This window comes from Candidatus Defluviibacterium haderslevense (assembly GCA_016712225.1).
GTDB lineage: Bacteria > Bacteroidota > Bacteroidia > Chitinophagales > Saprospiraceae > Vicinibacter > Vicinibacter haderslevensis.
In genome coordinates, this window is sequence record JADJRL010000003.1 from 2485166 (window position 1) to 2509419 (window position 24254).

9 protein-coding genes are annotated in these 24254 nt (G+C 34.9%); all 9 read left to right on the plus strand.

Translation table 11 applies throughout. The features are described from left to right. Nucleotides 1-57 precede the first annotated feature (57 nt). The gene (gene pckA, locus IPK88_09840) at nt 58-1674 is read left to right on the plus strand and encodes a phosphoenolpyruvate carboxykinase (ATP) (GenBank protein MBK8243714.1); all 1617 of its coding nucleotides are present in this window, start codon (nt 58-60) and stop codon (nt 1672-1674) included. Nucleotides 1675-1684: 10 nt separating this feature from the next. After that, entirely contained in the window at nt 1685-5026 is a 3342-nt protein-coding gene (locus tag IPK88_09845; protein MBK8243715.1) for a VCBS repeat-containing protein, read from the plus strand. Between the two features lie 20 nt (nt 5027-5046). Beyond that, nucleotides 5047-6345 carry a vanadium-dependent haloperoxidase gene (locus IPK88_09850; GenBank protein ID MBK8243716.1) on the plus strand — a complete coding sequence of 433 codons (1299 nt, stop codon included), beginning with the start codon at nt 5047-5049 and terminating at the stop codon, nt 6343-6345. A gap of 234 nt (nt 6346-6579) precedes the next feature. After that, nucleotides 6580-8814, plus strand: coding sequence for a CRTAC1 family protein (locus IPK88_09855; protein MBK8243717.1), 2235 nt, complete (start codon nt 6580-6582; stop codon nt 8812-8814). A 197-nt stretch (nt 8815-9011) separates the two neighbouring features. Further along, nucleotides 9012-12332, plus strand: coding sequence for a VCBS repeat-containing protein (locus IPK88_09860; GenBank protein ID MBK8243718.1), 3321 nt, complete (start codon nt 9012-9014; stop codon nt 12330-12332). Nucleotides 12333-12346: 14 nt separating this feature from the next. Beyond that, the gene (locus IPK88_09865) at nt 12347-12793 is read left to right on the plus strand and encodes a hypothetical protein (GenBank protein ID MBK8243719.1); all 447 of its coding nucleotides are present in this window, start codon (nt 12347-12349) and stop codon (nt 12791-12793) included. Nucleotides 12794-12846: 53 nt separating this feature from the next. Then, complete coding sequence (locus tag IPK88_09870; protein ID MBK8243720.1) at nt 12847-16188, plus strand: VCBS repeat-containing protein; 3342 nt, start codon at nt 12847-12849, stop codon at nt 16186-16188. 825 nt (nt 16189-17013) lie between these two features. After that, nucleotides 17014-17481, plus strand: a complete 468-nt coding sequence (locus IPK88_09875) for a hypothetical protein (GenBank protein ID MBK8243721.1) — start codon at nt 17014-17016, stop codon at nt 17479-17481. Nucleotides 17482-17510: 29 nt separating this feature from the next. Beyond that, the gene (locus IPK88_09880) at nt 17511-24152 is read left to right on the plus strand and encodes a T9SS type A sorting domain-containing protein (GenBank protein MBK8243722.1); all 6642 of its coding nucleotides are present in this window, start codon (nt 17511-17513) and stop codon (nt 24150-24152) included. Nucleotides 24153-24254 lie beyond the last annotated feature (102 nt).

Genomic DNA, 24254 nt, shown 5'->3' on the forward strand with positions numbered 1-24254 from the left:
TTTGCTGCTTTTTTTGATATTTATGGTGAATTTATTAATCCATTATTCTCTTAAATTATGAAAATTATTGGTAAACTTTCACAATCTAGGCCTTTATCTGCTTTTGGAATTTCTAATACAAATTACATATATGCCAATTTATCACCTCAAGAACTTATAAACCAAAGTTTGGATCGAAGGCTTGCAACATTAAGTGATACTGGGGCATTAGTTATTAAAACGGGAGAATTTACGGGTAGGTCACCGGATGATAAATTTACTGTGGATAATGAAATAACACATGATGCGGTTGATTGGAATAAATTCAATAAACCTTTTTCACAAGATAAATTTGAAGCTTTATTTCAAAAAGTATCGCAATATTTATCATCCAAAGAATTATTTATACAAGATGATTTTGCTTGTGATAGCTTGGATTATCAGATCAGTGTTAGAGTATTTGCAGAATATCCTTGGAGCGCCCAGTTTGCATCAAATATGTTTATCAGACCTAGCGGAGATCAATTGGATCATTTTAACCCTGATTGGTGTATTTACTGCGCCCCAGGTTTTAAGGCGGATCCAATGGTTGATGGGACCAGGCAACATAATTTTAGTATCATTGACTTCAAAACTAAAAGAATCCTTATCGGGGGATCAGCATATACGGGAGAAATAAAAAAATCGATTTTTACCATCCTTAATTTTGTGCTTCCTTATGAAAAGGGTGTATTATCCATGCATTGTTCTGCAAACATAGGTAAGGAAGGGGACACAAGTATATTTTTTGGATTGTCCGGTACCGGAAAGACAACTTTATCCGCAGATCCAGAGCGCCGCTTAATTGGCGATGATGAGCATGGTTGGAGTGACTCTGGAGTTTTTAATTTTGAAGGTGGATGTTATGCTAAGTGTATAGACTTGACCGAAGAAAAAGAACCAGATATTTATAAAGCCATAAAGCCTGGTGCAATACTCGAAAATATCATGTTTAAGGAAAACACGAATATCCCTGATTATTGCAATAGTGCTATTACTGAGAATACAAGAGTTTCATATCCTATTTATCACATTGATAATTGTGTACAACCTGCTAAAGGTGGCCATCCAAAAAATATATTTTTTTTAACTTGTGATGCATACGGAATTTTACCTCCTATTTCCAAATTAAATGTAGCACAGGCAATGTACCATTTTATTTCAGGTTATACGGCTAAAGTTGCCGGAACAGAAGCGGGGGTAACAGAACCTAAGGCTACTTTTTCGGCTTGTTTTGGTGCTCCGTTTTTACCTTTACATCCTACATTTTATGCCGAAATGCTGGGCAAGAAAATCAATCAATTCAATCCTCAGATTTGGTTAATCAATACCGGGTGGACAGCAGGTGCATATGGTGTAGGAAGTCGAATCAAATTGAATTATACAAGAGCCATGATAAGTGCAGTTTTATCTGGTCAATTGAATGATGTAAAATATGCGACACATGATGTTTTTGGTTTACAATTTCCAACAATGTGTCCTGGTGTACCCGATGAAGTCTTGAATCCTCGTAATACATGGAGTGATTCAAACCTTTATGATCAAAAGGCCTTTGAACTTGCGAAATTATTCAATGCCAATTTTGAAAAATATCAATCCAAAGCTTCTCAGGAAATTATTGATGCCGGGCCTAAAAAAGTTCAAAACCAACCCTAAAATTTTATTCATGAAATTAAAAGTGCTCTTTTATTTTACCCTGTTTTTTTACTTGTTTTCATGTAAAAATACAACTCAAAAAACAGCCAATAAAGTAAATTCAAACGCACTCTTTGTTTTAAGAGATTCTTCTGATACGAATATTAAATTCATCAATTCAATTGAAGATAATGACATTATAAATATGTTCAATTATGAATATTTTTATAATGGAGCAAGAGTGGCTATTGGAGATATTAATGATGATGGCTTGCCAGATATTTATTTTGGATCCAATTTGGATTACAATAAATTGTATCTCAATTTAGGAAACTTTAAATTCAAAGATATTACAGCCCAGGCAAATGTTAATGGTGGTGATGGTATGAAAACGGGTGTCTCTATGATTGATATCAACGGTGATGGAAGACTGGATTTATACGTTTGTAAAAGTGGATTATTTGATGTTCCTTTCCGCAAAAATGTATTGTACATTAATAATGGGAATTTATCTTTTACAGAACGCTCCACAGAATTTGGATTGGATGATCCAAGTTATACAACACAAACCTATTTCTTTGACATGGACTTGGATAATGATTTGGACGTGTTAATGGTTAATCATCCAATTAACTGGAAAGATATTAATAATATTAATATTTATCAGGATGAGAAAGGTAATCGCTATATTCCTGAGGACACCAATCGGGTTGACATTAGCAACAGACTTTTTTTGAATACGGGTAATAATCATTATGTGGATATAAGTGAAAAGGCGGGAATAGGAAATGTAGCCTATGGATTAAGCGCCATCATCAATGATTTTAATCAAGATGGTTATCCGGACATGTATATATGCAATGATTATCTCCAACCAGATGTGTTATTTATCAATAATAAAAATAATACTTTTAAAAAATCCTTTAAAGATTATTTTTCGCATCAATCACATTCTTCAATGGGTTCAGAAATGTTGGATATTAATAATGATGGATATTTTGACATGATGACTTTGGATATGAAACCAGAGGATAATCTCAGACAAAAAACTTTAATGGATGAACAGAATTATGATCGGTTTCACAAAATGGTAACTTATGGATTACAAGCACAAATTTCAAAGAATTGTGTTCAGTTAAATAATCAGAATAATACATTTAGTGAAATTGCCACCATGTTAAACTTGGAATATACAGATTGGAGTTGGGCACCCATAGCTGGAGATTTTGATAATGATGGTTTTGAAGATTTATATATTACAAACGGATACAGAAGATATGTAACCGATATGGATTATAAAAAATTTACTTTTGATTCATTGAAAAAAACCTCCAAAATTAATGGGGGTGTTTCATTTACAGAATGGAAAAAAATATGTCCTCAACAGAAAATTCGAAATTACTTTTATCAAAATAATGGAAATTTGAGTTTTACAAAAAAGAATGATGATTGGAATTCAGGACCAGAATCGTATTCTAATGGAGCTTCTTATGCGGATCTTGATAATGATGGTGATTTAGATATTGTAACTAATAATATTAATGACGAAGCTTTTCTATTAGAAAACACTTCTAATCAAAAATCAAAAAACAATTTTGTAAAACTTAAATTAAAAGGTCCTGGGTTAAATACCCAGGCCATCGGAGCTATTGTTACTCTTGTACTTGGTAACGGAACTAAGCAACACAGATTTATTAATCCAATCCGTGGATTTATGTCTTCAGTGGAACCAATGGTGCATTTTGGTCTCGGATCAGAAACAGTTATTGATCATCTTGAAGTGCGTTGGCCGGATCGTAGCCTAAAGCGTTATGATCAAATTAATATGAATACTTTGAATCTAATAGATGCGGCGGTAGGTGTGGTAATCAAACCTACTGTAAATAATATAAAACCAATTTTGACAAATGTAACTAAAGAAAGTACTCTAAATTTTAAACATAGGGAAAATTATTACATAGATTTTAAAAGAGAACCTATACTTCATTTGGAGAATTCTTCAGAAGGACCTGCAATGGCTGTAGGAGATGTAAATGGAGATGGTTATGAAGATATTTATTTGGGCGGGGCATCGGGTCAGGAAGGCCAATTGTTTATACAAAAAAATGGATCATTTGTGATATCCAAACAAAGTGCATTTTTAGTGGATAGTATCTACGAAGATGTTGATGCTGAATTTATCGATATTGATGCGGATAAAGATTTGGACTTATATGTGGTGAGTGGAGGATATCAATGGGATATTGGTTCTAAAAATTATCAAGATCGAATATATATTAATAATGGCAAAGGTACCTTTCAAAAAGGAATTGGAATTGTTCCCGAAGAATTTGAGAATGGTAGTAATGTATTGAGCATAGATATCAATGGCGACCAACAAATGGATTTATTTGTTGGTGGCGGGGCATCACCAGGGCGATATCCTTATGCTGATCAATCCAAAATATTTATAAATAGGAAGGGGCAATTAATGGATGAAACTAAGGAATGGTTCAAAACCATATCCTCATCCTTTGGAATTGTTAAAGATGCCATTTCAATGGACGTTAACAAAGATGGAAAAAACGATTTGATCATTTGCGGTGAGTGGATGCCCATTACTATTTTAATCAATGATGGAAAGCAATTAACCAACCAAACAAAAGAATTTGGTCTGGATCGTTCTCAAGGTTGGTGGCAAAGTATATCCGCAGGTGATTTAGATGGAGATGGTGATGAAGATTTGGTAGTTGGTAATTTGGGCTTGAATTCAAAATTCAAAGCATCTGAACAGGAACCTGTTGAAGTATACGCTGCAGATTTTGATGGTAGCAAGACCATGGATGCAATTTTGTGTTCCTATATTATGGGAGAGAGTTATCCAGTTGTTTCCAGAGATAGAATGTTGGAACAAATGACATCATTAAGGAAAAAATTTCTTCGTTATGCCATTTATGGAAGAGCAAAAATATCAGATATTTTTTCAAAAGAAATTTTAGACAAATCATATCATCTGAAATCAAATATGATGTCATCCATTATTTTATGGAACAATTCGAACTCTTTTTCGATTCAAATATTGCCACAAGAAAGTCAAAAATCTATGGTTAAAGGATCTTGTATATATGATTTAAATCATGATGCAAAAATGGATATCATTTCTTGCGGCAATTTTTATGATACAGACATAGATGTTGGAATATATGATGCATCCATAGGTAATGTACTATTAAATGATGGAAATAAGGCATTTACTTCATTGAATATAGCGCAGTCTGGATTTTATGTTCCGGGTAATGTCAGAACCATTAAAAAAATTAACCTTGGTAAAAAGCAAGGATTTGTAGTGGTTGAAAATAATGGTTATGTAAAATTATTTTCTTTAAATAATTAGCTTAAATAATGAATTGTCATATGCGAAATCAATGGGTATTATTATTGGGATTCATTTTCATTTTTTCAAATTGTAAACAAGATCAAGGGAATCTGGATGCGAGTTTTTTGCATCATTTTACAAATAAGATGCTTGAAATTTCAATGGAGGATATCTATTCACCTCCGGTTGCCAGTCGTGTATTTGTTTATCCCAATCTGGTATGTTATGAAGTCATGTTGAATGCTCAGGGTAAGTCAATCATGAATCAATTAGATACTTCTTGGAATAAAGTATTAACTATGGACACCACACATGTAAATTATTCCATTGCGGCATTACAAGCTTATTGTGTTGTTGCTAAAAAACTAGTTTTTAGTGAATTTATGGTAGATTCAATGATGACAGAACTTAAAATAAAAATATCTCATTATCCAACAAAAGTTCAAAAAAAGTCTCTTGATTTTGGAGATGTTGTAGGTACAAAGATGATTGATTGGATCAAAAAAGATAATTATGCATACGTCAAATCTGCTTCTCAATATACGATGCCTCAAACGGATAGTACTTGGATAATCACACCTCCTAATTTTGACAAAGCCTTAGAACCTAACTGGAATTCCTTGCGATTTATTTTGTTGGATTCATTACGACAGTTTTATCCACCAAGACCTCCGGTTTTTAGTACTAATAAACAATCTGAATTTTATAATGAAGCTTTTAAGGTTTATCAGGAAGGTATAAAACAAGATGAAGAACATCATTCTATAGCTAAATTTTGGGATTGTAATCCGAATGAATATTTTACTTCTGGGCATAATACATATTTTACACATAGGTTAAGTCCTGCTGGACATTGGTTGAATATTGCTAAAGAAAGATGTTTGGAAGGAAAACTTAATTTTTATAATTCGTCGAAAGTATATGCCAGTATTGGTATTGCAATTTTTGATGGTATCATCAGTTGTTGGAATGCAAAATTCACGGAGCAACTGGTTCGACCTATAACTTATATTAACCGAAATATAGATTTGAAATGGACCCCATTTATTCAGACTCCTCCTTTTCCGGAATATACCAGTGGACATAGTGTAATTTCCGGTGCTTCATCTACTGTGCTCATTCATTATTTTGGTGATGCATCATTTACGGATTCTACTGAAGTTCAATTTGGGATTGAAGCAAGGGCTTTTAATTCATTGACTGAAGCCGCAGAACAAGCGTCAATCAGTAGATTTTATGGTGGGATACATTATTTATTTGGATTGTCTGAAGGACTCAAGCAAGGACGTAGTATAGGAAAACATACTGTTGACAAACTTGAATTATTATCTAAGTAATTCAAATTATCGGTTTATTGAATTTGTAATAAAAGATTAAAGTAGTGATGAATGTTTATCAATAATTTGAAAAAAAAACAATGCTCTATATCTAAAGTAAAACGTTAATTCAATTGTAATATTTCATTTATTTTATTCTATATAGTAAAAATATTTTCGTCATCAATTTATACAATCCAATTATTTAAAATGTCGTACCTGGTTTACAAACTTAATTTAACTATTTCCTAATTCATGAATAAAAATCTAATTTTGAAGTACGCTATTATTTTTTTGATGTTCTATTTTGTTTGCTGTAAAACGGAGTCTAATCATAATATATCATTCGATTCATTGACTGGTAATGAAAGAATGAAGCACATATTAGATAGTGTTGTTAAGAGTGTTGTTCCTCCTAATGGTACTTTTGATAATTCAGCGAATGCCAAATATTTTTATGATCGTGTGCAGAAAACACCTACAGATTTTAACCTTCGATTAAAATATGCTGATGAATTGTTACTCGCCGGTGAAACTGAAAAATCTATTGCGGAACTAGATCAGTTGTATCAATTTTTAAAAAGCACAGGTAAGATGAAGCCTGAATACAAAGAGCATATGCTCAAATTACTAGCAATTGCAAACTTGCGTTTAGGAGAGCAAGAGAATTGTTTACAACATCACAGTGATCAATCTTGCTTGATTCCTATTAAAGGCTCTGGTATACACCAATTAAAAAATGGTTCCGAGATTGGAACAAAATATCTTAAAGAATTATTGCAAGATAATCCGAATGATTTAATATCTGTGTGGTTGTTAAATATAGCAGCTATGACTTTGGGCACTTATCCTGAAAGTGTACCAAAAGAGTTTTTAATACCCCCTACAAAATTCCAAAATAAAATGGATTTTCCAAAATTTCAGGATATTGCTATGAATAATAATACTGCCATAAATGAAACATCAGGTGGTGTAGCAGTGGAAGATTTTGACCAAGATGGTTACCTAGATATTATAGCTACAGGTTGGGGATTGCATGAAAGCATCAGGTATTTACATAATGATGGTAATGGACAATTTACAGATCTTTCGGAGAAGGCTCAATTGAAAGGTATTATTGGTGGTTTGAATGTAATTCAGGGAGATTATAACAATGATGGTTGGATGGATTTTATGGTGCTTAGAGGAGCATGGTTAATCAATCTTAATCTCCCCAATTCTTTGTTTCGGAATAATGGGGATGGTACTTTTACTGATGTTACCATTGAAGCTGGTGTTTTAAGTTTTCATCCCACACAAGCTGGAGTCTTTTGCGATTTTAATAATGATGGATTTTTGGATTTGTTTATAGGGAATGAATCCACCAAAAACCCTCATCCAAATGAATTATATTTAAATGATACAAAAGGTAAATTTATAAACGTGTTAAAAGGGTCCGGGGTTGAACAACTTGTGTTTTTTTGCAAGGGTATTACTGCTGGAGATATTAATAATGATGGATGGACTGATGTATATTTGACTCGGATGGGAGGAAATAATATTCTCCTGCTAAATAGAAGTACAGAAAAAAAAATACAATTTGAAGATGTATCGCAAATATCTCGCACGGCCAATCCACAAGCAAGTTTTTCAACTTGCATGTTGGATTTTAACAACGATGGGAATCTCGATATTTTCGCAGGTTCATTTAATATCAATCGATACAATCATTTTCCGGAAGATATAGTTAATGATTATAGAGGAAAGCCATTTTTGAATGAATTATGTGGTTTATACATAAATAACGGTGATGTAACTTTTAAAGATATTGCCAGAGAGGCAGGGTTAAATACCTCACTATTTATTATGGCTTTGAATAAAGGTGATGTAAATAATGACGGTTTCGAAGATTTTTATTTTGGAACAGGAGAGCCAAGTTATGAAGCCATTATTCCTAATCGGATGTTTATCAACATGAATGGGGAAAGATTGGAGGATGTTAGTTATGTCGGTGGATTTGCACATCTTCAGAAAGGGCATGGCATATCATTCGCAGATTTTGATCAGGATGGGGATCAGGATATTTATGCTGTCATGGGTGGAGCGTATGAAGGTGATCGTTTTTTTAATGCCTTTTTTAATAATCCGGGATTTGGATCCCATTCCATTAAAATCAGATTAAGAGGTCATCAAACCAATTATTTTGGTGCTCATAGTCGAATTAAAGTGACCATTATTACTAACAAAGGCAAAAGAATCATTCACCGCCAAATGGATTCAGGAGGAAGTTTTGGTTCTAATCCATATCTAGCTGATATAGGTTTGGGTAAAGATGCTAAGCTTATAGAATCAATTGAAATATATTGGCCAACCTCAAAGTTAAAAAAAATATATACTGGTTTATATATGGATCGAGGGTATATTTTATATGAAGACCCAACAGAACCAAAACCAATTGAACTAAAACCATTTAAATGGAATTTGAGTGTAACACATTGTAAGTTGAATTAAGAAATAAAATTTTTCCGCATAGTATTGCTATGTTATCATTTTCCTTAAACATATGTTAAAAGTAGGTAATAATTTGTCGCTTAATAATCCTAATCGCTGATTTATAATACTTTAAGTTATAATAGTATATGTTATTTTTTACTAAATTATAGGTTTTAATTTATTACCTTAGTATTTTTGCACCAAAGCGAAATTTTATGAACAAACCGATATGGTTGTTAAGTTTATTGCTACTCCTTTCATGTCATGGTAATCAAAATAGAACTAATGATAGTTTATTGCCGGCTTTTGAACTCATGCCCGCAGAACAAACGGGAGTGCATTTTGCCAATCAGTTAGACCTGACTGTCTTGCCGAGTCCTTTGCAGTTTATCAATGTTTTTAACGGGGGAGGCGTTGCGTTGGGTGATATAAATAACGATGGTTTGTCAGATATTTTACTTACAGGCAATCAAGTCTCAGATAAGTTGTATCTCAATAAAGGTGATTTTAAATTTGAAGATATCACAGAGAAGTCAGGTATTGCTTCTGCTCCTGGATGGAGTACAGGAGCTGCAATGGCAGATATAAATAATGATGGTTTTTTGGATATTTACATCTGCCGGTCTTTCTTTTTCGACGCTAACCCTGAAAAAAGAGAGAATAAGTTCTATATCAATAATGGAAATAACACTTTTACAGAAAAGTCTAAAGAAATGGGCTTAAATGATAATGGATATTCAATGGTAGCTAATTTTTTAGATTTCGATAAAGATGGAGATTTGGATTTGTTTGTTGGAAATCATCCGGAAAAAAGAATGCTCAACGAAATGGAACAGCACCAGAATTTTCGAAATCCAAATCTAAAAGAATCCAATCATTTATATGAAAACAAGGGAAATCTGCATTTCGAAGATGTAACCACTAAATCAGGTGTTTTGTCTTATTGTTGGACCCTGTCCTGTGTAACGTCTGATTTAAATATGGATGGTTGGCCTGATATTTATGTTGCTGTGGATCACGAACAACCCGATATTTTTTTAATTAATAATCAAAACGGAACTTTTACCAATGGTATTTACAATCAATTTAAACATACCAGTTTAAGTAGTATGGGTTGTGATGCCGCGGATATTAATAATGATGGATTTACTGACCTTTTTGTGCTAGATATGCTATCAGAAGATAATTACAGAGAGAAAGTTAGTATGGCTAGTATGGATATCGATCGATTCTGGAGATATGTAAAATATGGGTATCATTATGCCTATATGAGAAACATGCTTCAGCTTAATAATGGCAATGGTTCTTTTTCTGAAATTGGTCAAATGAGCAATTTACATCATACAGATTGGAGTTGGTCATGCCTGCTTCAGGATTTTGATATGGATGGTCATAAAGATTTGTACATTTCAAATGGGTATTATAAAGATTTCTTAGATAAGGATTTTATTAAAATCACTTCTCATAAGATAAAAGAAATGCAAAAGAATGGAGCGACTCAAAGGGATGTAGAAGATTTTCTAAAATCAAAAAATCAAGAACTAAAATCTACAAAAATTGAAAATTATTTTTATTTAAATAATGGAGATTTGAGCTTTACAGATAAATCAAAAGATTTTAATTTAAATTATAAAGGATTTTCTTCGGGTGCAGCTTATGGAGATTTAGATAATGATGGGGATCCTGATTTGGTAGTTAATAATATTGAAGATAAGGCATTGGTATATAAAAACAACGCTTTACAGAAATCGAATAACCATTTTTTAAAAATCAACATAGTTGCTGATAATTACGCATTAAAGTTGAACGCCAAAGTGAGTGTTAAATCTGAATCAAAAACTCAGTATGCAGAACTATTAACGACCAGAGGATACCAATCAAGTGTTGATGATAAGTTATATTTTGGTTTAGGAAATGATACAAAAATTGATCAGGTAACTATTGACTGGATAGATGGTAAAACCCAAGTAATTAAAGATGTCAAAGCGGATCAGGAATTAACCATTTCATATAAAAATAGCAAGACGATAAATAAACTTAAAGAGAACAAGACCCAACTATTTACTGAGGTCACAAGATCGGTAGCGCATGAATTTACACATAAAGAGAATGATTACGATGATTATCATAAAAGGCAAATTTTATTACCTCACAAAATGTCACAATTTGGTCCGTCCATTGCAGTTGCTGATGTTAATGCTGATGGTGCAGATGATTATTATGTAGGTGGTGCTGCAGGTCAGGCTGGTGCATTATATATTCAAAATCAAACCGGAACTTATTTAAAATCAAATAATAAAGTTTTTGATGAAGATAGTAAATATGAAGATGTAGGAGCCCTATTTTTTGATGCTGATCAGGATGGGGATCTTGATTTATATGTTGTTAGTGGTGGAAATGAATTTGATGACCTCAGCATGTATCAGGATAGATTGTATGAAAATGATGGTAATGGTAATTTTGTAAAAGCAAATAAATTACCAAAGATAGTTGGTAGTGGTTCTTGTGTTAAGGCAGTTGATTTTGATAAAGATGGTGACTTGGATTTATTTGTTGGCGGGAGGTTGGCTACCGGTAAATATCCATTTCCTGGTAAATCTTATTTGCTCAAAAATGATGGTAGCAAATTCATAGATGCTAGTGATCTATGGAGTAGTGACATATCCAATATAGGAATGGTAACTGATGCTGCGTGGACGGATCTAAACAAAGATGGAAATGTGGATATGGTTATTGTTGGTGAATGGATGCCGATTACTATAATGATCAATCAAAAAGGTAAATTAGTTAATCAAACAAAGGAATATCAATTAGATAAAACCGCAGGCTGGTGGAATAGAATTGCAATGAATGATTTTGACAATGATGGGGATATGGATTTTGTTGTAGGTAATTTAGGAACCAATTATAAATATAAAACGTCCTTAATGAATCCCTTCCAAGTTTATGCGGGTGATTTTGATAAAAATGGTAAATCAGATATAGTTCTGGGTCAATATAAAAAGGATGGAAATTTATTTCCCGTACGTGGAAAGCAATGTTCAAGTGAGCAGCTTCCATTGATATCTGAAAAATTTAAAACGTATGATGAATATGGTTCTTCTACTTTGGAGCAAGTCTACGGAGATTTATTAAAAGATGCCTTGCATTATGAAACCAATAGTTTTGAAAGTGTTATCTTAATAAATCAAGGCAATGGTCATTTTGAATCTAAAAAATTACCCAACAGAGCACAAATTTCAACGGTTAATGGTATTATATGGCAGGATTTTGATAATGATAAAATTCCTGACCTGATTCTAGCTGGTAATTTATTTACTTCAGAAATTGAGACAGGTAGGGCAGATGCTGGAATTGGCATTTTGCTTAAAGGAAATAAAGATGGAAGTTTTGTTGATGTTTCTCCTACTCAATCAGGAATTAATATGCCTGGTGATGTCAAAAATATTTTAGCGATTAATAAAACCTTTGTAGGTAAACCAATGATTTTGGTTGCAAATAACAATTGGATAACTCAACTTTTTTTACAAAATTAATGGGTCAATACGTGATGAAGAAATATATATTTTTATTTATTTTAATTTCTTTTTTGATAAGCAGCTGTAAGTTGCAAAATAATGCATCAGATGCTGGGGTTTCTGACCCTACAACAGTTGTAGAGGATAGTACAGAGTACAAAATTCCATCTTTTATTGATCCCAATTTACATAGGTTGGATTTTGAACAAATGATGATCTTAGGTTCTAATCCAAGGTTTACATTTGATTTTCCAATAAAAGATAAAGATGGCAAATTATTAAGTAAAGAGGAAATTTCCAAAGTAACATACCAAACTAAGAATTTAATGGACATGTATGCCAATGAAAATGGTAAAGTTATGTTAGGTGTAATCAGACCAGGATCACCGCGTGAATTTGCAACCATTAAAGCGGCCTCATTAAAATATTTTGCGAAATTGGATTCTTTTAAACGCTTAGATAGTTTGAAAAATAAATAAATTTTAAATTTATAATATTCTAACGGATTACTTTTTTTTAAAAAAATATTAGAATGCAATCACCAATAACATTGAATTCAATTAAACTAGATTTTTTATTCATAGGAGTAATCATTTTTTGTTTATCAATTATATCTTGTAATACTAAAAAGTCGGATTCGTTTACCGGAAAACTTTTTACGTTGCAGGATTCCACGGTAACTGGAGTACATTTTGATAATTCCATCAGAGAGACAACGGAAGAAAATTTATTTACCTTCAATTATATTTACAATGGAGCAGGTGTAGGGATTATTGATGTGAACAATGATGGTTTACAAGATATTTATTTTACAGGGAATCAGGTACCTGATAAATTATATATAAATAAAGGAAATTTTAAGTTTGAAGATATTTCAAGCTCAGCAGGGATTGATCAATTTGGAGGCTGGCATAACAGTGTTTCTACAGTTGATATAAATAATGATGGCTACATGGATTTGTATGTTTGTAGAGGTGGGTATAAAAATGTTAATGGAAGCAATCGCAATTTGCTTTTTATTAATAATAAAAATAATACATTTACAGAACAAGCTGTATCATATGGTATTGCTGATGAAGGATATTCTATTGCCTCTAGTTTTTTCGACTATGATAATGATAATGATTTGGATTTAATTGTCACGAACCGACCGGATCATTGGTCTGTTAGCGCTGAAGAAATAATAAAAGTTAAGAAACGGGATAGTATTGATTTAGCTACTACTACACGTCTGTACCGTAACAATGGAAATAACAGTTTTAATGATGTGAGTTTTGAAACCGGAATTTTACCGAATTATAGTTATGGATTGTCTGTGACAACTGGTGATGTCAATAATGATGGAATGTGTGATATTTATGTATCCAATGATTTTGTTGAAAATGATTATTTCTACGTTAATTCTGGACCCGGAAAATTTCAGGAAATGATTAAAGATGTAACGAAACATGTGCCTTATTATGCCATGGGAACAGATTTCGGAGATATTGATAATGACGGCAATGAAGAGATATATTCAGTTGAAATGAGACCTGATGATTATAAGCGCAGCAAAACAACAATGCCGTTAATGCAACCGGCTTATTTTAGGTCATTAAAAAGTGATGGATTTCATGATCAATACATGCATAATGTATTACAATATAATCAGGGTAATGGATTTTTTAGTGACATTGCACAAATGGCGGGTGTTGATAAAACAGATTGGTCGTGGGCACCTCTAATTTCGGATTTTGACAATGATGGATGGAAAGATATTTATGTAACGAATGGTTATTTACGTGATGTATATGACCGTGATCAGAATATCCAAATTGATAAATTTTTAAAATCAAGAAATAATATACTTGACTCCATTCAACAAGCTCTGGGAAAGTTGCCTTCTGTTAAGCTAGTGAATTATATATTCCAAAACAATAAGGATTTAAGTTTCAAAAAAATGATGAAAAATTGGGGAATTGAAGAACCTAGTTTTTCTAATGGTGCAGCAGTTGCAGATCTTGATAATGATGGAGATTTAGATTTAGTCATAAACAACATTAATGATCCAGCATTCATTTATAAAAATAATTTGGACCAACAATCGAATTATTTGAGACTGAAGCTGAATGGACCCCATGGAAATACCTATGGCATTGGTGCGAAAGTGACCTTATATTCCGGGGACCAAAAACAATATGTTGAATTGAGAACAACAAGAGGATACCTATCTTCTTCAGAACCCATTGTTCATTTTGGTTTAGGATCTAATACACAGATTGATAGTGTTGTTATTTTATGGAATACTTTAAAAGAAACTAAAATTATTTCCCCAAAAGCAAATCAAGTTTTAACGGTTGACTTTAGTAAATCTACTGATCTCAAAGTTCAGGAAAAGAAGCTAATTCCATTCTTTGTTGAATATTCAGCACCGCATATTCATCCGCCTTTTTATCATATTGAAAATGAATTTGATGATTATAAGAATCAACAATTATTACCGCAGAAAATGAGTGCATTGGGTCCATTCCTTGCAGTTGCTGATGTAAATAAAGATGGTTTGGAAGATTTTTATGTCGGAGGTGCTCACCAACAAGCAGGTGCTCTTTACATGCAAAATGATTCCGGTACTTTTCATTTAAAAACCAACCCTATTTTTATCAAGGATAATTTATATGAAGATATGGGTTCCGTATTCTTTGACGCTGATGGCGATGGAGATCAGGATTTATATGTAGTTTCTGGAGGTACAGAAATTGTTGAAACCAATCCTATATATCAAGATCGATTATACGTGAATGATGGATTGGGGAATTTTTCGAAAGACTTATCAAATTTACCGGTTATTAGATCCTCAGGTTCTTGTATAATTGCTGCGGACATAGATGGAGATGGTGATATAGATTTATTCAGAGGAGGTAGAACGATTCCTGATAAATATCCGTTTCCTCCTAAATCTTATTTACTCGAAAACGATGGTCACGGTAAGTTTATTGACATTACCGACGACAAAGCTAAAGAATTGAGGAATATTGGTATGGTGACATCCGCTGTATGGGTTGATTTGGATGCGGACAAAGTTTTAGAATTGGTTTTAGTTGGCGAATGGATGCCAATAACCGTTTTTAAAAATAGCGCTGGAATATGGACCAAAGAAAGTTTAGAAAAGTATGGTCTGACAAACACTGAAGGATGGTGGAATAAAGTCATTGCTGAAGACTTGGATAATGATGGGGACATGGATTTGGTATGCGGTAATTTGGGTGAAAATTATAAATTTCATGCGAGCCCTGAGAAACCTTTTCAGGTATATTGCGATGATTATGATGGAAATGGAACTTTTGATATTGTATTAGCAAAATATAATGGAGGTGATTTGGTCCCTGTTAGAGGAAGACAATGTTCATCCGAACAAATGCCGTTCCTTGTTAAAAAATTTCCTACCTACAAAGAGTTTGCTAATGCAAATCTCCAGGATATACTTGGAAGTGGATTGGACAGTGGTGCACATTATCAGGCTAAAGAATTCAGGAGCTTGATATTGAATAATAATAAAGGAAAGTTTACCATTATGCCTATGCCTAAACTAGCCCAATTTAGCCCTATTCATGGAATACTGATTACAGATGTCAATAAAGATGGTCAGAAAGATATCATCATTGCTGGAAATTTATACGATGCAGAAATTGAAACCACCCGTGGTGATGCATCTGTTGGCTTGTTGATGCTCGGGAAAGGGAATATGGAATTTACCCCATTGTCTGTAAAAGAATCTGGAATTTTTATGCCCTATAATGTAAAGGATTTAAAATGGGTAACCGTTTATGGGGTCCCAAATATACTTGTCTCTACAAATAATAATCCGGTCTATTTTTTCAGAAATTCAAGTAAATAGTTGGTCCGATTACAAATCACTTGAAAAATGTGTAAACTTTTTTCAGGACGAGTCACCGTTTATTGATCAGCCGATCACCCGATTACTATTCCTACCTGATTAACTGACGACTGACAAGTATTTCACTGATCTCCTGATTACCCGATCACCTATTACTCAATCATCCGATTACTTTATCTGCCCTGAGGATCGATCACCTGATTACCCGATCACCTATTACTCAATCATCCGATTACCTTTTCTGCCCTGAGGACCGATCACCTGATTACCCGATCACCTGATTACCCGATCACCTGATTACGCGATGACCCGATTTTGTTTTCTGACGACTGATGACTTTTCTCTGATGGTCCTTTTGCTTGACGAATTTGGGTAATGAATTGACGAAACTATGTAATTAATAGATATAACCCTTCTTCGTAATAGGAATATTACCCTCTTTTGGTTATATTAAACAATGTGACAATTTGTACTTTTGCCCTCGTCAAGTGCCCATAAGTGTGTGCTTGTGTATAAAACCAAACTCATGACTTACTACCTAGCGGACGAAGCAATCCTCCAGAAAATAAGTCTAATTTATTTAAAATCAATAAGTTAGTTCACTAATCAGAACTAAACTTAGGGATTTTGGTCATTTTTATTAATGACCAATAATATATTATATATGTAATTCTTACATATATGAGTCGTTTCATACCATATTATTTATTGTGTTTCATACATCCATAAAATTTAAGAGGTTTAATTATTTGAATCTGTTTGATTTAATGTGATGGAAAAGACTGAATTAATTTTTATTTTATTTATAACCAAAACTCAAATCTTATGAAAAGGACGAATTTTAAGCGTTTTTTACTTTTTCTAGGAGATGGCCGGACCAGGTTCATGACAATAGCATTAGTCATGTTCTTTTCGTTAAGTCAATTCCAAAACCTATCAGCCCAATTAGGGCCATCTTCCATTCCATTGTTGAAATCTAAACAAGAAGTTAGAGCAATCATTGATCAACAGGTACAAATACTAGCAGATCAAATTGCACAAGTTGGAGGAACAAATAAGAGTGATCCAAGAATTTCTAATTTGTTGTCAGCACATAATATATATATGTATATGGCAGTGAATATGGAGCGAGGCAATACGATGAACGATGTAGCATACTTGGCTTATGCAGCAGCAAATTTTGGTCGAGTGAGTTCAAATCCAAATGCATTAAATGAAATAGTACCCCAGGGTGTTAGTTTGAGTGCATGGAATGTTGAATTTTTTAATATCATCGACGTAATTAAACAATAGGAATAGCTAAATCTCAAACTCAATATCTCATGAAAAAAACAGTAAACAAATTAAAAATGGTGTTCGCAGTGATGCTTGCAGTCGTATATACGACTGGAGTGTATGCACAAGCAATCACTTTTAACTCTGCATCATCGCAGAATATATGCGGAGACAATATAGCTCCGAATATAAACCAATCCAGTGGAGGTTGTATATTGCCACCAGCTGGAGGTATAGTTACATGTAATGGTTTAACCATAGCAACTGGCCAAGCAACGCAGTTTTCTATGCTTTTACCTGCATTATGTAATACGACTTATAAATTAACGAATGTTAATTTAAATTTTGTCATTAACTCTTGGGGTTGTGATTTTGGATTACACATGCGTAATCCACTAAACAATTATGTAACCTTGATGCAAACGGTAGGTTTATCATCAGCAGGCGGTACTTTCAACGGTATCAATATCTGTGATACATCGAATGTAGTGTATCCGGCTACACCAACACCAGGTATCTATAAACAACTATCACCTGCAGTAGGAACTGGAGGAACATCAGCATGTGGACAATCATGTAATGCTACTCCACCAATCAACAGCTATTGCAGTTTGAACGATGTGGTTCCAGCAGGAACGGGAATAGGAGGACAATGGTCCTTAGTATTCCAAAACGGATGGAGTGGCGAGACTGGTCAAATGACCAGCTGGGCATTGACGTTCGAACCACAAGCTACGTTACCTAATTTTACAGGAGTAACTACATTGCCATTAGCGCCAGGTTCATGTGCAGCAGCACCAATACCATGTGTTGCGGCTGGAGCATTTGCTTCATGTACTGCACCTGGAAGTGTTGCGCCATCAACAGCAGCACCGTTTTATGCAGGATATAATGTAACAACAAATGTACCAGCAGTACAAGTTAGTTATGCAATATTAACAGGCCCACCAACTGCTGCGACTTTAAGTTGTATAAACCAAGCAGGATTTTTACCATGTCCACCAGCAGGAATACAATTTACATCATCAGGATTAAAACATATCTTATGGAGATCATCTACAGGATGTGGATCATTTGATACTTCATACCAAGCTATTAATATAGCAGATTTGGAACCACCAACATTTGTACCGGCATGCCCTAAAGGAAACAGAGTAAATCTTAATGCTGGTCCTGGAGAATGCGGTGCATTCTGGGATGCTCCAGCATTTATGGCAATAGATAACTGTCCTTCTACATTAATATTTGGAGCATTGGGATTTTCAGGAGGATGTAACCAATATTCACAAAGCTTCTGCGGTATTAACGCATGCGGTGATTCAGGTGGATATTTCTTCGACTTAAAGAACAATACAACAAAACCAATGATCATCAGTGGTTTCGTGTCAACATTTACAGATAATGGAGCAGGAACACAAGCAGGTGTATTTGAAGTATATATGAAAAATACCCCTGTGAGTTGGAGAGTTGGAGCAGGAACTATACCTACCGCTCAATCTTGCCCAAATACCAATCCAAGAGCGAACTGGACTTTAGTTAAGACTACAGGAGCAGCAGACTCAGTAAGAACATCAGCATGGACAGCAGGAACAGCTGGATTAACAAAAGATACATTATGGATCGGTAAGCCGGCGAATGTATTTGATACAGCGACAGCATGCGATGGAACACAAACATTCAGAAGAGGATTAAACAGCAGCCCAATAACCTTAGGCCCTGGAGAAATCCGAGGTATTGCGATCTTAGGAGCACAAAATACTGGATACAGTATGAACTTACCTGGATTTGGAACATGTGCTACAGGAAATTATGGAGACGGTCAGTTAGTGATCAATCCAATACACAATACACCAGCAGGTGGAATAGGAGGTATCTCAGTAAACGCTGCAGGAGCGAACTTTGGAACGATATGCGTACCATTTGGTTTCCCTGGAGATGTCTTCTATGCATTTGTAGATGGTGGAATGGCAGGAATGGTACCTGTAAGTCAAACATGCGGAAGACCATTTGGTCCTGGATGTTACTTCCCAATAGGATGTACTAATTTATGCTATAGAGCAACAGACGCTGCAGGAAACGTTACAGTATGTAACTTCCAGGTATGTGTTAACGAATGGGCAAACCAAACATTAGCATTAGTATGTAATGATGAAGTACAAATTTCATTGGATCAAAACTGTGAGGCTACCATCAATGCTGATATGGTATTAGAAGGAGGACCTTACGGATGTTATGATGACTATATCGTTGAAGTAAGATTATGGACAACAACTGGAAACGGAGGATTGATCGATCGTAACTTAACAAAACCGGGAGTACAGATTAACGGAAATGAAATCGGAAGAGAATTGAGAATCACAGTACGTGACCCACAAACAGGAAATTCATGTTGGGGACATGCTACAGTAGAGGATAAATTACCACCGGTAATGACATGTCCAAGAGATACATGCGTTCCATGTCAATCACCATTGACCCCATCATTCACAGGTCAACCAACAGTACTTGAGAATTGCGGAGGAGCAAGTGTAACATATAGAGATAATGCAACACAAGGAGGTTGTGCAGCTAGATATTCAAAATTGATCTTACGTACATTTACAGCAGTAGATGCTAGTGGAAACAGATCAGTATGTACACAAACAATAACAGTAGCGTTAGGAGATTTAAATATTGTAAGCGTTCCATTGAACTTTGACAATATCGAAGAACCAATGTTATTATGTGATGAGAAAATAGATCGCAATAAGAATGTAGGTCCACACATGGCAGACTTCCCTGAATGCGTAGATGGATACTTGTTAGATTCAGCCTATTGGTATGCAAACCCTAACCAACCAAACATCTATCCAAACAGAAGAATACCAAGAGTATTGGGATGGAACTGTATCGACAATCCAAACAGTCCAAATTTTGGACATCCAAATCCTGATCCGGTATACTATCCAGCACACAGACAGTGGTCACAAACCAATCCATTATGTTGGGGTCCTGACACAAGAATTATGTGGCATGGAACTGGAAAACCAGGAGGAACAGATTGTATCAATTTAGCAGTAACATACAAAGATATCATATTTGATTTAGCAACACCTGGTTGTGATGCAGGTCCGATAGGATGTTATAAAGTATTACGTCAATGGACAGTATTAGATTGGTGTACAAGTTTAGTAGGAGGTCACAACCAAATTATCAAGGTAGTAGACGCTGAAGGACCGAATATTTTATATCCAGATAGTACAAGAGTTAACATGGAAACATGGACATGTACAGGAAGATGGGACGTACCACCAGCCTGGATCGTGGACAACTGTTCAAATGAATTACACTATACAGTAGAAGTTGAAAACGGAACTGTATTAGGAAATGAAGTATCAGGATATGTAGTAGTAAATATGCCAGAAGGATTACAAAATGGTTATATCATTGCAACAGACTGTTGTGGAAATATAACTAAGAAAGTAGTTAAATTAAATGTAATCGACAGAACGCCACCACAAGCAGTATGTAGAACAGCTACAGTAGTGAGCTTGAATGGAAATCAAAATCCTGGAACAAATTATGCTTCAATATTTGCAGAATCATTTGACGAAGGATCATTTGACAACTGCCAACCACACATCTGGTTCAAAGTTATCAGAATGGCTGAATTGTTGGGAACCAACAGTGGAAGTAATTCAAATAACGTAGTAGCATGTGCAGGCTTAAATGGAGATGACAACACAGTATTGGCAGGAAATCAAGTATATTTTGATGATGTTACAAGATTCTGTTGTGCAGATGTAGGACAAAAGATCATGGTAGTGTTTAGAGTATTTGATGTGAATCCAGGCGCAGGCCCGATAGCACCAATCAACATGACCAATCCAAACAGTGCATTATTCGGAAGATTCAGCGATTGTATGGTAGAAGTAGAAGTACAAGATAAGAGTGTACCTACAGTAGTAGCACCACCAAATATGGTAGTAAGCTGCTGGTACTGGTTCGATATCACAAAAGCAAATGATCCAAGCGACCGTCAATTCGGTAGAGTGGTAACGAGCTTATCAGATAGAGAAAAAGTAAAAACATCTGATATCGTATGTCACAAATTCTGCGAAAGAAATCAATACACAGGCTATCCAGGCTATGTACAAACAAATCAAGTACCGGTACCTGCACCAAATCAAGCATGTATCTATTACAACCAATTGTTTGATACAGCACACTGGGATCGCAAGTATGAATTAGTATGGGGCTTTGACGGTTATGCATTAAGTGCATGCGGAACGAACCCAACGATTGTAGTAAATGACTTAAGAGAGTGTGGACAAGGACAAATCCAACGTATCATCACAGCAACAGGACCAAACAATAGCCGAGTGAATGCAATTCAAACCATTTGGGTGGTAGATTGTGATCCATTCTATATTGATCCACTAAACTGTAATGATCCAAGATATTCAGATATCCAATGGCCAAATGGTGTATGTAACCAAAATCCAATCGTAATCGATGGTTGTGGAGCAGACATCAGCCCAGAGAATCCACAATTGGGTAAACCAGTAGTGGTGAATAACGCAGATGACAATTGTGCATTAATCTCTATTGAAAAATTTGATGAGATCTTCACAATAGAACCAGATGCATGCTTCAAAGTATTACGTAAATGGGTAGTGATTGACTGGTGTCAATATGATCCATTCATCGATCCAGATTTCGGAAGATGGGAAGCATTACAAGTGATCAAAGTAAGAGATCAAGACAAACCAGTAGTTACATGTGAAGTTGGACCATGTGAGCCAGCAGTGATAGATCCGACATTAAAAGTATGTGTAGGTCATATCAGCTTAACAGCAACAGCAACAGATAACTGTACACCAATAGATTGGTTGTTCTGGGAATACAAGATTGATGCATACAATGATGGCAAGGGAGTACACGGAGGCTATGACTTCCGAGTAGGAACATTGACCCAACGTCAATACAATGCAGGCGATACAGTAGAGTATAGCCACAATCCATTCGCTGATGACAATCACAATCCATTCAATGCAAGTGGAACATACCCAATTGGTATCCACAAAATCAGATGGAATGTAGAGGATGGTTGCGGAAATATAGGAGTATGCGAAACATTATTTGAAATCAAAGATTGTAAAGCACCAACACCATATTGCTTAACAGGAGTGATCACAGTACCAATGCCATCATCTAAGTGTGTGGATATATGGGCTAAGGATTTAGATCATGGAAGTTATGACAACTGTACACCAAAAGACAGCTTGAAATTCTATTTTGACGGAGATGAAAACAAACCAAGTATCCGAGTATGTTGCGATGATTTCGTAGCAGCTGGACAAAACGATGAGTTAAGAATCGAAGTTGAAATGTGGGTACAAGACGAAGAAGGAAACAGAGACTATTGCAAGACAATAGTAATTGTACAAGATAACTTAGATAGCTGCTTAAATACAGGATCATTTGGTAAGATCACGGGAAGTCTTAAAACAGAAGGAAGTGAAGAAGCTAAACCAGTAACAATGCAGTTAGAGACAGCGAATTCAGCGATGAAAGAAGTGACAGGAAGCCCTTATACATTTGGAGATTTGAAATTCCCAATAGTATATACAGTTAAACCAAGTCGCAACGATGATCACTTGAACGGAGTAAGTACAGCGGATATCGTTAAGATCCAAAAACACATATTGGGTCAAATACCAATAACGAGCCCATACAAGTTGATAGCAGCAGACGTAAACGCAAGTGGAAGTATAACAGCATCAGATATCTCAGAAATGAGAAAATTAATCTTAGGCGTACAACCAACATTTACGAAAGTAGCATCATGGACATTTGTACCGAATTCATATGTATTTGCAGATCCAAGCAAACCATGGAATGCACCAAGATCAAGTACAGTAAGTGTAAATGACAAAGTGGAGTACAAAGAGAACTTCATGGCAATCAAGATGGGAGATGTGAACGGTAATGCGAAAGCAGGCTTAGTAGGAACATCAATCCGTACGACAGGAACATTGAACTTAGAAATCGAAGAAGGTACAGTAGTAGCTGGACAGACGTATAAGATGAATGTTAAATCAAGTGACTTTGCAAGCATCGCAGGTTATCAATTTACAATGAAGTATGACAACGAAAGTTTGGTATACGAAGGAGTAGAAAGAGGCGTGTTGAATGTAAATGAAAACAATATCGGAACGATCAGAAGTGGAGTGATCACAACAAGCTGGAACTCAAACGTGGGAGAAAGCTATAAATCAAACGAAGTATTGTACAGCATCGTGTTTAAAGCAACAAGAAGCGGCAATATCAGTAAGATGATCAGCATCACAAGTGATGTAACAAGAGCAGAAGCTTATGACAACTTAGATCAAGTTAAAGAAGTTAAATTAGGCGTACGCACCGATAAAGGAATTGTAGAAACAGGTGTGTTCGAATTGTATCAAAACGAACCAAATCCGTTCAGCAAAGAAAGCGTAATCAGCTACCGCTTACCAGAAGCATCAGCAGTTAAATTAACAGTGTATGATGTAACAGGAAAAGTAGTAAGAGTATACGAATTGAAAGGACAAAAAGGCTTGAATAGCTATAAGATCACGAAGAGTGAGTTAAGCGTATCAGGCGTATTGTACTATCAATTAGATGCAGCTGATCATACAGCAACAAAGAGAATGGTCGTAATCGAGTAATCGATTAAGTGATCTATTCAAAACATAGACGATAAAAAAGACGTGCAGTAAGAAATTGCTGCACGTCACAAATAAAATCGGTTTTTGGGATGGCCTCTCTTC